Source organism: Actinophytocola xinjiangensis, from assembly GCF_001921215.1.
Classification (GTDB): domain Bacteria; phylum Actinomycetota; class Actinomycetes; order Mycobacteriales; family Pseudonocardiaceae; genus Actinophytocola; species Actinophytocola xinjiangensis.
Genome location: NZ_MSIF01000022.1, coordinates 62995 through 75152, shown reverse-complemented (window position 1 = coordinate 75152; position 12158 = coordinate 62995). Strand labels below are relative to the sequence as shown.

Below are 12158 nucleotides of genomic sequence, written 5' to 3'. Positions count from 1 at the left end.
CACGACGGCCTGATGGCGCCCTCGCGGACCACCGCGTCCGTCCGGCCGGCCGCCGCCCTCGTGGCGGCGGCCGTCACCGGCACGCTGATCGGCCTGGCGGTCACCGCCGCCGTGCCGATCGCCGGCGTGGCGGAACCGGACGCGGTGGTCCGCTTCGGGCTTCCGGTGGTGCGGGTACTGCTCACCGTGTCCGCCGTGGCCACGGTGGGTCTGAGCCTGCTGCCGATCCTGGTCGGCTACGACCGGCCGGCGCGGGCCGAGCCGGTGCTGGCCGTCGCGCGGCGGCTGGCGGCGGCGAGTTCGCTGGTGTGGGCGGTGTGCGCGCTGGTGACGCTGGTGTTGCAGACCGAGGAGGTCCGGCCGGGCAACGGGGTGTCGCCCTCGGCGGTGATCGCCTACGTCGAGGAGGTCGGCGCCGGCAAGGCGCTGGTGTTCGTGGCGGGTCTGGCGCTGGTGTCCTTCGCCCTCGGGCTGGGCGCGATCCGCGCCGGCGAGGGGGTCCCGGCCGAGCTGCGGGCCGCGGTGGCGATGTTCGGGCTGCTGCCGCTGCCGGTGACCGGGCACGCGACGAACTTCCGCTGGCACGACTTCACCATGGTCTCCCTCGAACTGCACGTGCTCGGCGCGGCCGCGTGGACCGGCGGGCTGGGCGCGCTGGTGGTGCTGGTGGCGGCGAACCGCTCGCTGCTGGCGACGGCGCTGCCCCGGTTCTCCCGGCTGGCGACCGTGTGTCTGGCGGTGGTGGCGGTGACCGGCCTGTTCAACGGGTTCGTCGAGCTCGACGGGCCGAGCGGGCTGGTGGACACGCTGTTCGGTACCGGCTACGGCGCGCTGGTCCTGCTCAAGCTGAGCTGTCTGTGTCTGCTGGCCGCCGCCGGGGCGAACATCCGCTGGCGGCTGCTGCCGGCGATCGTGCGCCAGCGGCCGACGGCGCTGGTCACCTGGGCCGGCCTGGAGCTGGCGGTGATGGGGCTGGCGATCGGGTTCGCCGTCGTGCTCTCCCGCGCCCCGGTGAGCTGACCGGCCGCACGGACCACGGGGGTGTTCAGGTTGCATTTCTGTCCACACGAAACGACGAATGGACCGCCTGGGCCGTTCACCGCGCGCACTACCGGGGGACGGTCGACGGACCTCCGGTCAACCACCGCGCAGACCCCAACGGCGAGTGGTCAGTCCTGTTCGGTGAACTGCGTGGAGGACAGGCTTGACCGCCGCCGGATGACCGCGATGCGGGACACCGCACCGGATCCGCGCTCGGCCAGCTCCTCCCGGGAGATCCAGCCGGCGGCGTGGTGGCGGTAGGCCTGGGAGAGCATCACCAGCTCGGCGAGGAAGTCGGCGGCCCGGCGTCTGCTGGCCTCGGGAAGTCGGGCCACCAGCGGCAGCTGGGCGGCCACCACCTGGTCCAGCATCCGAGCCGACGCCAACGCCCGACGCGCACGTCGTCGCGGCACCATCACTACCCTGCGCCTAGCCACCAGGATGGCCACCTCGTTCGGGGAGGAAATTGGGCTAGCTCGACGGAGCGTAGCGCGTTTGGGCGGACAGCCCCCTGCTGCCTGTCACCCGGATGGTCAATTCCCCGTCGACGACCCCGACGACCTGCACAGATGAACCGAGGGCGCGGCACGCCCTACCGAAGTCTCGCCGGCTTGTTGCGGAGCGTTACGGCCATTCACCCGATTGGCTTACGTATAACGGGCCCACCGCGCGGAGGTGTCACCTCTGCGTACGTCTGTCAGCCGGCGGAACAGCTCCGGCCTGACCTCGGGCCGGCTGGACAGGATCGGCAGCACGCTGGTGATCAGCTTCAGCTCCCGCACCTCACGCAACACCCCGAACAGCGGCGACCGGGTCACGTCCAGGCCGTAGGTCCGGACGAACTCCCGGTACCGGCCGGCCGGCTCACCGAAACGCACCACCCCGACCGCCAACGGCGTCAGGTCCCACTCCGGCGGCCCGATACTGGCCGAGTCGAAGTCGCACAGCACCGGCCCGGCCGAGGTCGGGATCAGGTTGCCCAGATGCGCGTCACCGTGCAGCAACACCCGGGGCCGGTCGAACTCCACGTCCGCCAGCCGCCGGCTCACCTCGTCGCATCGATTCAGCAGAAAGGCCAGGTCGGCGCCGGCCAACCCGTCGGCCTCCCCGATGCGCCGGCGCACGTCGTCCAACGGCTCCCACACCGGCAGCCGGAACGCCGGCTCCGGCAGCTCGTGCAGTCGCCGCAACAGTTTCGCCAGGTCGCGGCCCCGCTGGCGGCGCCCGCCGGCCGAAGCCGTCTCCCACACCGTGGCCAGGTACCGCCCGGCGCGCACCGGCTGCACGATCCCCGACAGCAACCGCACCGCCGGGACCTCGTGCTCGGCCAGCCAGGTGGCCACCCGGACCACCTTGTCCGCCCGGTGCGCCAGCGCGTTGGACGCGACGATCCGCACCACCACCTGCTGGCCGGCCAGCTGGAACACCGCGTTGTTGGTGCACCGCAGCAGCCGCGCGCCGGTCGGGTCCAGCCCGGCGGCCGCGCACACCGCGGCGAGCGCCTCGGCCAGGCTGGCCTGGGAGAACTGACCACCGCGCGGGGCCATGTCCATGGACGTCGCGGTCATCGTGGCGCCTGCCCGCCTCAGGAGGCGTCAGCCTCGTGGAGCCTGCTGATCGTCTCGGACAGTTCGCGGGCGTCGGTGTAGTTGCGGCGCTTGTCCGCCTCGGCCTTCAACGGCAGCAGCCGGTCCCGCACCCGCCGCGACTTGAGGTGTTGAGCCAGGTCAACGGCCTGGTGGCCGATCTTGGCGCCGTGGTCGATGTCGCCGTCGAGCAGGTGGTTGGTGGCCAGGAAGCTCAGGTTGAACGCCTTGCTGCGGGCCATCTCGTCGCCGTAGGAGCCGATCGCCCGGTGCAGCGCGGGAATCGCGTACTTGGTGTGCCGGGAGTCGACCTGCTGGGCCAGCACGGTGTGCACCGTGCCGATCATCGCGTAGACGTCGTCCTCGTTGAAGAACTTGACCCAGTCCTCGGCCTCACCGGCGTTCGCCCTGGCGAACTCGTCGCGGGTGCGGCCGATGAGCTTCATCGTCTGGTCCTCGTGGCCCATCATCGCGTAGGCCCAGGCCTGGTTCGCGCAGATCACCGCCACCGCCAGCTCCGAGCCGGACTCCTGGGCGGCGATCTGCCCGAGCTGGAACATCTTCAGCGCGTCGTCCGGGGCCTCCTTGTGCAGGTAGACCCGGCCCATCCGGTACAGGATGTTGGCCACCAGCTGGTTGGAGTCCCCGGCCTTGGCCAGTTCCAGCGCGCGGCCGAAGTGGTTGCGCGCCGAGTCGATCAGCCCGATGTCGAACGAGGTCCAGCCCGCCAGGTTGTGCAGGTCGGCCAACGCGACGTGCAGCCGCTGTTTGACCACCTCGGACCCGGACGCGCTGAGCATCTGCTGTCCCCAGGACAACTGGGCGACCACGGCGTCGCGGCAGAAACCGCCGCCGTACTGGTAGTCCAGCGAGCGAAGCGCCCTGGTGGCGGCCTCGACCTGACGGACGTCGGTCATCCCGATCCGACCAGGAGCGGGTGTCAACACCGGGTTGGACACCCATGTCCCTGAGTCAGCGCCGAGCACGTGCGCACCGACCGCCACCGCGGCGGCGTGCGCAAGAAACTTCCGACGCTTCACGATCTCCGGCTCCTCAGCGTCCGGGGCTTCGCGCGTCACGGCCACTCTGGCGGCCGTGACTTCGTCGTACGCGAGGCCCATGTATCCCCGTGGGACACCCAGGCCGTCGGCGATCCGGACAAGGACGTCATAGGCCATGACCTGACGACCCTTGAGGATCTCCGACACCTCGGACTGTGACTGACCGGTCATCGCCGCGATCTGGCGTTGTGACACGCCTTTGCGTCGCAGCAGCTTGTAGATCGTGCTGACCTCCCGGGCGGCGAGCGCGCCCCGCATCTCCTGGTCGTCCCACACATCTCGTGTAACGGAGGAACCCTGAGATCCGATGGAGTTCATTCCGCCCCCTCACAGTCCGCTGGGCGTCAGCAGCAATGTATGCGCACTTCACAAGCCGCGAGAAGTCCGGATCGGCGAACCTGATCGGTCCGACCGAACTTCGACGACCGCTTACCGTGGGACGGCCGCCGATCGGCGCTGTGACGCACCAATCCCGGTTCTCAGGCATCAATGTAGTTCCTTGTAAGCGTACGAGCACGGAGGGATTCCGAGACGGTGGAACTGGTCAAGACCCCGAACCCGGTCCAGGCGACCCAAGCGCGCCAGGAGCACCTCGGGGACCTGCACGGTTCCGCGCTCGGCCGCCAGGTGTGGCGGATCAACTGCGGTGACGTGGTCAACCGCGAGCGTTGCCTGACCGTGCTCGTCGAACGCAATCGGGTGGTCCTCGTCGGACCGCCGGGCGAAACCGCTGTCCTGACGACCGGCCAACTCGGCCAGTTGCGGGTCGCGCTTCGTGAGGCCGCCGAACAGGCGGAAAGGTAACGGTGACTCCTCCGATGGACGAGATACTGGGGCAGGTACTGCGCAACGCGGTGTGGGAGCGGCTGGACATGCTCTCCGAGCTCGCCAACCGCGCCGACGCGCCGTCCCTGCTGTCGGTGGCCCGCTCCGAACTCCCCAGGCTGACCGAGGGCTGGCGCGCGATGCTCGCCGCCCACGAACCGGACGAGAAGGGCAACTGCCCGGTGTGCTCGACCCGGTGGCGTCAGCAGAAGGCCCCGTGCTCGGTGTGGCAGGCCGCCTACGAGCACCTGGTGGCCGGGGGTCTGGCGCCGAGCCCGTCCAACGCGCGTCGGCCGCTGGCCGAGAAGAAGGCCAAGCGCCCGAACTCGGCGACCGGCCGGCTGGCGAACGCCAGGTGAGGCCGACCCGGTAACCACAGACTCCGCGAACCGGTGCTGTTGTACTCCCCCTCCCCCGACCAGCATCGGTTCGCGGCTCCATTTCGGCGACGGCCCCCGCTCAGTTCCGGAGCGGGGGCCGTGGCATGTACGCGCTTCCACGCCGACAGTCGTTTCCGATGTTCGTTTCCGCTGGTCAAAGAAATGTGGATGAGCCGGCCGTTCTTGGGCACCATGGAGGAAGCCCAGGGTCCAAGGAGAACACGTGGCATCCTCTGTGACGTTGCGAAAGCAACCAGTGCAGCAGCGGAGTGCGAAACGGGTCGAACAGATGCTCGAGGCCTGTGCCGCACTCATCGACGAACTCGGCTACGACGGCGTCACCACCACCCTGATCGCGGAACGGGCCGGGGTGGCCGTGGGTTCGCTGTACCAGTTCTTCCCCGACAAGCGCGCCGTCGTCCAGGCGCTGACCAAGCGCAACCTCGACCACTTCACCGCCGAGATCGACCGCCGGCTTGACTGGGAACACCTCGCGAACTGGTGGGACGGCGTCGACGAGATCATCGACATCTACGTGGAGATGTACCGCACCGTCCCCGGCTTCGCCCGCGTCCGCTTCGGTGACGTCATCGACCTGCGGTTCATCGAGGACGAACGGGACAACAACACGGTCATCGCGGAGAAACTCGCCGGCCTGATCGCCGCCAAGACCAACATGCCGGCACAGAGCCTGTTCCGGCAGATCACCGTGGCCAACGAGATCGGCGACTCGATCCTGGCGCTCGCCTTCCGCCGCCGGCTGTTCGACGAGCAGGAGATGGTCGAGGAGGCCAAGCGGGTGGTGCGCGCGTACCTGGCGCGGGAGCTCTAGCCGAAGCAGCGCCCCTCGCCCCGGTAGGTCGGCACGGTCGCGGCGATCCGGTCGCCGTCGAGCAGGTGGTACTCGGTGAACCGCTCGGCGAGTTCGCCGGCCTTGGTGTGCCGCAACCACACCCGGTCGCCCACCCGCAGGTCCCGCGCCGCCCGGCCGGTGACCGGCGTCTGCACCTCACCGGCGCCCTCCAGCGGCAGCAGCGTGAGCCCCTCCGGCAGGTACGGGCTGGGCAACCGGTCCTTGCCGGCCACCCCGGAGGCGATGTAGCCGCCGCCGAACAGCGTGGCGATCGTGCGCGCCGGGCGGCGCACCACCGGCAGCGCGAACAGCACGGCCGGCGCCGGGCTGAACCGGCGGTAGTTGTCGAACAGCGTCGGCCCGACCAGGCCGGAGCCGGCCGCCACCTCGGTGACCGACGGGTCGGCGCCGGTGGTCTCGATGCTGCCGGTGCCGCCGCCGTTGACGAACTCCAGGTCCGCCACCTGCCGCACCGCCCGCACCGCGGCCGCCCGGCGGGCCGCCAGCTCGGTCGCCGAACGGTCCTGCATGAACCGCAGCAGCGCGCCGAGCACCGGCCTGCCGCGCGGCGAGTCACCGAGGCCGGCGATCTGCCCCTCGTAGCCCATCAGCCCGACCAGCTCGAACCCCGGCCGCGCGGTGACCGCGTCGGCCAGCGCGCCGGCCTGCCGGGCGCTGAACAGCGGCGAGCGGCGGGTGCCGACGTGCACCAGGTCCCGGCCGAACAGCGGCCGCCAGGACACGTCCAGCTCCAGGCACACCCGCACGTCGGGGTGCCCGGAGCCGAGCGCGGCGTCGACCAGGTTCAGGTGGTCGACCGAGTCCACGATGATCGAGATCCGCGACCGGGCGTGCCGGTCGCCGGCCAGGTCACGCAACGCGGCGTGGTCGGTGGTCGGGTAGGCGACCAGGATGTCGGTGGTCGCCAGGTCGGTGCCGGCCCACTCGCGGGCCAGCCACAGCGCCTCGGGCAGTGAGTAGGACATGACGCCGGCGAACCCCGGCCGGCGCAGCACCCGCTCCAGCAGCGCCCGGCAGCGCACCGACTTGCTGGCCACCCGGATCGGCCGGCCGGCGGCACGACGCACCAGGTCGTCGGCGTTGTGGTCGAATGCGTCCAGGTCGACGACCGCGAGCGGCGGGTCGAGGTGTTTGGTCGCTCTGTTCAGCCGCTCGGGGTCGAGGCTCGTCTGGTCCGGCACGGGCCAACGGTACGACTCGGGAGGAACAATGGCAGCCCCATCCACCGCCTGGCGCAACTGGGCCGGCACCGAGGCCGCCGTCGCGACCAGCGTCGCCCGCCCCACGAGCCTGGACGAACTGACCTCGGTGGTCGCCGGGGCCGGCCGGGCGGGCCGCACGGTCCGCGCCAGGGGCAGCGGCCACTCGTTCACCGCCGTCGGCGCCGCCCACGACCTCGCCCTCGACCTGTCCGCCTGGACCGGCGTGACCGACGCCGACCCCGCCACCGGTCTGGTCACCGTGCGCGCCGGCACGACGTTGCGCGCGCTCAACGCCGAGCTGGACCGCCTCGGCCTGGCGATGACCAACCTCGGCGACATCGACGCGCAGACCGTCGCCGGCGCGATCGCCACCGGCACGCACGGCACCGGCGCCCGGTTCGGCGGCATCGCCACCCAGGTCGCGGCGCTGGAGCTGGTGCTGGCCGACGGGTCGGTGGTGCGCTGCTCGGCCGGCGAGCGGCCGGAGCTGTTCGCGGCGGCCAGGGTCGGGCTGGGCGCGCTGGGCGTGGTCACCACCGTGACGTTGCACACGGAGCCGTCGTTCGTGCTGGCCGCGACCGAACGCCCGGAGCCGCTGACCGAGGTGCTGGCGGCGTTGGAGGACAACTGCGCGGCCAACGACCACTTCGAGTTCTACTGGTTCCCCTACGCGGCGAACGCGCTGACCAAGCGGAACAACCGGCTGCCGGCCGGGGCGGTGCCCGCGCCGCTGTCGCCGGCCCGCCAGTTCGTGGAGTACCGGCTGGTGGAGAACACCGCGTTCGGCGCGCTGTGCCGGATCGGCCGGGCGGTCCCGGCGCTGGTGCCGGCGCTCAACCGGTTCTCGGCGTCGGTGCTGTCTCAGCGCTCGTACTCCGACGTCTCGCACCGGGTGTTCGCCACCAACCGGGACGTGCGGTTCGTCGAGTCGGAGTACGCGATCCCCCGGGGGGCGCTGCCCGAGGTGCTGGGTGAGCTGCGGGAGCGGGTGCCCCGGCTGGCGAACCCGGTGATGTTCCCGGTGGAGGTTCGGGTGGCGGCGGCCGACGACATCTGGCTGTCGACCGCCTACGAGCGCGACTCGGCCTACATCGCGGTGCACCAGTTCGTCGGCATGCCCTACCGGGAGTACTTCGACCTGTTCGAGTCGGTGGCCGGCGCGGCGGGCGGTCGCCCGCACTGGGGGAAGATGCACTCGCTGGACGCGGCGGTGCTGCGCACCCGGTACCCGAGGTTCGACGATTTCGTTGCGCTGCGGGCGGAACTGGACCCGGCCGGCACGTTCACCAACCCGTATCTGGAGCGGGTCCTAGGAAAGGTCTAGCTGGTCGATCGGCGTCGGCCCGCCGACGAGTTCGTAGGTCCGTCCGACGCTGCCGGGCGCGTCCAGCAGGGCGACGATCACGGCGGCGACGTCGTCGCGGCTGACCGAGCCCGGCGGCACGCTCACCCCGAGGGTGACCCGCCCGGTGGCGGGGTCGTCGGTGAGCCGCCCCGGCCGCAGGATCGTCCAGTCCAGCGGGCGTCCCCGCAGGTCGTGCTCGGCGTCGTCCTTGGCCTTGAGGTAGGCGGCGAACACCGGATCGATCGACGGGTCCTGGGCCCGGTTCAGCCCCATGGCGCTGATCTGGACGAACCGCGCAACCCCCGCGTCCTGCGCCGCCTGCGCGCAGACCGCCGAGGCGGCCCGGTCCACGGTGTCCTTGCGGGCCACTCCGCTGCCCGGCCCGGCGCCGGCCGCGAACACCACCGCGTCGGCCCCCCGCACATCACCGGCGAGATCCCCTGGCGTCGCGAACTCCAGGTCACGCAGAACGCCCTGCCCGCCGGCGGCCCGCACGTCGTCGATGTGGTCGGGATTTCGCACGATCCCGACCACGGTGTGGCCGCGCGCGGCGAGCCGGGAGGTGAGCAGCAGGGCGATCTTCCCGTGCCCACCGGCGATCATGATCCGCATTCAGGCCACGGTACAGAGAATCTGTTCGTAGGCCAGTTCGGTGAGCCACCGTTGGGTGCCGTCGACCGGTGCCGCGGCCCGTTCGGACCGCCCTGGCAGGTCGAGGTCGACCGACGGTCCCGGCTCGGCGCTGACCACGCCCACCCCGTAGGCCCTGGCCCGGGGCAGACAGTTGACGACGTAGTCGTTGGTGAGCACGACCGACATCGGCAGCACCATCGCCGAGTCGCACCACCGCAGGAACGGCACCGCGTTGACCAGCCCGGTCCGCCAGTGCCGCGCGACGGCAAGCGCTCCCACGATGCGCACCGCCGGTTCGGGGACCCGCCCGGAGAACTCCGGCCAGGCCCAGGTGGAGACGGTGGCCCGATCGACCTCCGGCCCCTGCCCAAGACAGATACGTTCGGCATGCGCGTCCGGCATGAGCTGCGCCACCAGGCAGACCCGGCGGCCGAGCAGCTTCATCTCCGGCAACACAACCCCCTGCCAACCGAGCTGTCGTGCCGCAGCCGCGGCCAGCTCGTCGACCGATGCGGGCAGCTCGACGGGTGGGACAAGAGGAGACGGCACCGCCGTCAGGTTGTCCACTGCCGCCGCCGCGCGCCCTGGAATGCCCGTCACGAACTCAGCCCTCTCGATTACCGTCGCGCCATCGGCTTCGCCATCCCCTGCCAAGCGCGGCGTTTTTTGGTACATGTCTGGCCTACCAGTTGCTGCACGTGCAGACGCAGACGAAGCACCACCCCCTGCGACCGACGGCAGACCCCCGTCGATAACCGGTCGACGACCGGCATCCGGACTTCAGCCCCACAGTGCCGCCGTCTGGGTGAGTCCAGCCCACACTCACGGTGTCCCGAGTTCGTTGTTCTGCCGGGTTCGGGGTGGGCGGAGGGACCTGCTGGGGCTGTGGGCTTTGGCGGGATCGCTTCGGTTTGTGGGGTGTCTCGGTGAGGGGTTCGGTTGTGGGCTTGGCGGCGGGGTGAGTTCGGGTCGTGGGATGTCTCGGTGAGGAGTTCGGTTGTGGGCTTGGCGGCGGGGTGGGTTCGGGTCGTGGGATGTCTCGGTGAGGGGTTCGGTCGTGGGCTTGGGGGTGGGGGGTGGGTTCGGGTCTGGTGGCGGATTTTACGGGCGGCCCCTCACCTTGAGTTTTAACCTCGTGGTGTCCCGGTAGGGGGTGCTTGACCTGTGTTGTGGCTGGTCATCGAGTTGGTGGGGGGTGTGGTGGCCGTTGGCGGGTAATTAACGTGCGCCCACGGATGTGGGGTCTGTCCGGCGGGCGCACGTTTATTCGGTCTTGGGGGTCGGTGGCCCTCAGCAGGGGTAGCACGCGGGGGCGGACAGGGCAAACACGTGTCTGATCAGCACGAACACCGGCCAGGCAGTAGCGCGAGGGCAGTGTGGATCCGCGAGCAGGCCGGCTGAGGCACCGGCACCGGGGAAACCGGAGGTTAAAACTCAAGCTCACGCCTCAAGAGGCCCTGAACTGGGCAAAGTCTGGGTTCGTGTTCACCTGTGGGCCTCTTGACCCGTGAGCCTCCGCCGCCCTGGGGACAGGCGTAAGGGGCAGGGCTGCGCCCTGCCCCTTGGTAGTGGCCCGCCACCAGCCCCGAACCCAGCCGTGATCAACGTTCCGGTGGTGGTTCGTCTTTCCTAGCCTCCGCCAACGCCAACGCCCAAAGTCAACTTGGTCCGGGTGTCAACGTGGCGGCTGGGTTCAGGGGAACGGCTGGTTCAGGAAGAAACCGCACCGTGGGGGTTTGGGGGGCTCGGCCCCCCAACACAATGACGATCCCCCACCGCCGGGAGGAGGCGCAAAGCGCCAACGAACAAGGTGGGCGAGGGGGGAGTTGAACCCCCACGTCCTTTCGGACACACGGACCTGAACCGTGCGCGTCTGCCATTCCGCCACTCGCCCGAGTGGAACGGGGGGAAGCCTACACGGTTGCTGGCGGGGTTTGCAGGCGGGTTTGCACATCGCACTGTCCTACGGCGTGGACACGGATACGATCGGACGAGGAGCACGCGTGTGGAAGGAGGTACCTGTGGGGATCGGGCAGCGGCTCAACCGCAAGTTGGAGAACCTCGTGGGGAACTCGTTCGCGCGTGTGTTCGGTGGCAACGTGGTGCCCCAGGAGGTGGCGCAGGCGCTGCTGCGTGAAGGTGAGGCCAACGTCCGCGAGCTGGCTGGTGGCCGGTTGCTCGCCCCGAACCACTACGTGGTGACTCTCGGTGCCAACGACCACGAGAACTTCGCCGGGGACGAGGACCGCACGACAGCGCTGCTGGCGGACTGTGTGGAGGAGTATCTCTCCGAGCACCACTGGGACACCTATGGTGACGTCGTAGTCTCCCTGGAGCGCTCCGACGCGCTGCACACCGGACAGTTTCGAATACGCTCGGCCGTCGACCCGGATGTCAAGGCTTCCGCCAGGGCTCCCGGGGCTCGGTCAGCACCACCCCGCAACGCAGGAGACCGATCCATGAGCCAGCCTCCCGGCTACGGCCAGCCGCCTGAGGGCGACCCGTACGGTCAGCAGTACGGCTACGGCCAGCAGCAGCAGCAAGGTTACGAACAGGGCTACAACCAGCAGGGTTACGGCCAGCAGCAGGGCTACGACCAGGGCTACAACCAGCAGGGTTACGGCGGCCAGCAGCAGGGCGGCTATGACCAGGGGTACGGCCAGCAGCAGGGCTACGACCAGGGTTACGGCCAGCAGCAGGGCTACGGCCAGCAGGGCTATGACCAGGGGTACGGCCAGCAGCAGGGCTACGACCAGGGCTATGGCCAGCAGCAGGGCTACGGCCAGCAGGGCGGCTATGACCAGGGCTACGGCCAGCAGGGTGGTTACGGTCAGCAGCAGGGCGGTGGCGATCCGTACGCGCAGCAGGGTTATGCCCCGCCGGCGGTGCAGACGGGCCCCCGGCAGCTGAACGCGAGCCTGCAGCTGGATGACGGGTCGAACCGCACCTATTCGCTCAAGCAGGGCGGCAATGTCGTCGGCCGTGGGCAGGACGCCGACTTCCGTCTGCCGGACACCGGTGTCTCCAGGCGGCACCTGGAGATCACGTGGGACGGCCAGAGTGCGACACTGGCCGACCTGGGCTCCACCAACGGGACGACGGTGAACGGCACCCCGGTCCAGACCTGGCAGCTCGCCGACGGCGATGTGATCCGTATCGGGCACTCGTCGCTGGTGTTCCGCACCCAGGGCTGATCAGCAGCACCGGAGCC

General features: G+C 70.3%; 12 protein-coding genes and 1 tRNA gene. 6 read left to right on the top strand and 7 right to left on the bottom strand.

Features of this window, described 5'->3' with window-relative positions; translation table 11 throughout:
* The first annotated feature begins 12 nt into the window (after positions 1-12).
* Positions 13-1020 carry a copper resistance D family protein gene (locus tag BLA60_RS32285; RefSeq protein WP_075136820.1) on the top strand — a complete coding sequence of 336 codons (1008 nt, stop codon included), beginning with the start codon at positions 13-15 and terminating at the stop codon, positions 1018-1020.
* A gap of 149 nt (positions 1021-1169) precedes the next feature.
* Here BLA60_RS32285 and BLA60_RS32280 read toward each other — a convergent pair whose 3' ends face one another.
* The 3 genes from BLA60_RS32280 to BLA60_RS32270 all read right to left on the bottom strand — a co-directional run bounded on the left by BLA60_RS32280 (position 1170) and on the right by BLA60_RS32270 (position 4006).
* On the bottom strand, positions 1170-1412 hold the full coding sequence (locus BLA60_RS32280; protein ID WP_245812286.1) for a hypothetical protein: 243 nt from the start codon (positions 1410-1412) through the stop codon (positions 1170-1172).
* Between the two features lie 276 nt (positions 1413-1688).
* Complete coding sequence (locus BLA60_RS32275) at positions 1689-2609, bottom strand: phosphotransferase family protein (RefSeq protein WP_245812284.1); 921 nt, start codon at positions 2607-2609, stop codon at positions 1689-1691.
* Between the two features lie 17 nt (positions 2610-2626).
* A complete protein-coding gene (locus tag BLA60_RS32270) occupies positions 2627-4006 on the bottom strand; it encodes a helix-turn-helix domain-containing protein (RefSeq protein ID WP_075136818.1) in 1380 nt (459 codons plus the stop codon).
* Positions 4007-4222: 216 nt separating this feature from the next.
* On the opposite strand from BLA60_RS32270, the gene BLA60_RS32265 reads away from it, so the two are divergent.
* The 3 genes from BLA60_RS32265 to BLA60_RS32255 all read left to right on the top strand — a co-directional run bounded on the left by BLA60_RS32265 (position 4223) and on the right by BLA60_RS32255 (position 5725).
* On the top strand, positions 4223-4492 hold the full coding sequence (locus BLA60_RS32265; RefSeq protein WP_075136817.1) for a hypothetical protein: 270 nt from the start codon (positions 4223-4225) through the stop codon (positions 4490-4492).
* 14 nt (positions 4493-4506) lie between these two features.
* Complete coding sequence (locus BLA60_RS32260) at positions 4507-4872, top strand: hypothetical protein (RefSeq protein ID WP_075136816.1); 366 nt, start codon at positions 4507-4509, stop codon at positions 4870-4872.
* Between the two features lie 310 nt (positions 4873-5182).
* Positions 5183-5725, top strand: coding sequence for a TetR/AcrR family transcriptional regulator (locus tag BLA60_RS32255; protein ID WP_084735571.1), 543 nt, complete (start codon positions 5183-5185; stop codon positions 5723-5725).
* Here the strand turns inward: BLA60_RS32255 and BLA60_RS32250 are convergent.
* Entirely contained in the window at positions 5722-6948 is a 1227-nt protein-coding gene (locus BLA60_RS32250; protein ID WP_211288918.1) for an amino acid deaminase/aldolase, read from the bottom strand. The two genes, BLA60_RS32255 and BLA60_RS32250, sit on opposite strands and share 4 nt — an antisense overlap.
* A 28-nt stretch (positions 6949-6976) precedes the next feature.
* Here BLA60_RS32250 and BLA60_RS32245 point away from each other — a divergent pair, with 28 nt between their 5' ends.
* Complete coding sequence (locus BLA60_RS32245) at positions 6977-8293, top strand: D-arabinono-1,4-lactone oxidase (protein ID WP_075136814.1); 1317 nt, start codon at positions 6977-6979, stop codon at positions 8291-8293.
* Here BLA60_RS32245 and BLA60_RS32240 read toward each other — a convergent pair.
* The 3 genes from BLA60_RS32240 to BLA60_RS32230 all read right to left on the bottom strand — a co-directional run bounded on the left by BLA60_RS32240 (position 8279) and on the right by BLA60_RS32230 (position 10841).
* Positions 8279-8926, bottom strand: coding sequence for an SDR family oxidoreductase (locus tag BLA60_RS32240; RefSeq protein ID WP_075136813.1), 648 nt, complete (start codon positions 8924-8926; stop codon positions 8279-8281). The two genes, BLA60_RS32245 and BLA60_RS32240, sit on opposite strands and share 15 nt — an antisense overlap.
* Positions 8927-9547 carry a hypothetical protein gene (locus BLA60_RS32235; RefSeq protein ID WP_084735548.1) on the bottom strand — a complete coding sequence of 207 codons (621 nt, stop codon included), beginning with the start codon at positions 9545-9547 and terminating at the stop codon, positions 8927-8929.
* Positions 9548-10758: 1211 nt separating this feature from the next.
* Positions 10759-10841 (bottom strand) — tRNA-Leu (locus tag BLA60_RS32230).
* Positions 10842-10968: 127 nt separating this feature from the next.
* Here BLA60_RS32230 and BLA60_RS32225 point away from each other — a divergent pair.
* Positions 10969-12141, top strand: a complete 1173-nt coding sequence (locus tag BLA60_RS32225) for an FHA domain-containing protein (protein ID WP_075136812.1) — start codon at positions 10969-10971, stop codon at positions 12139-12141.
* The last annotated feature ends 17 nt before the right edge of the window (positions 12142-12158 follow it).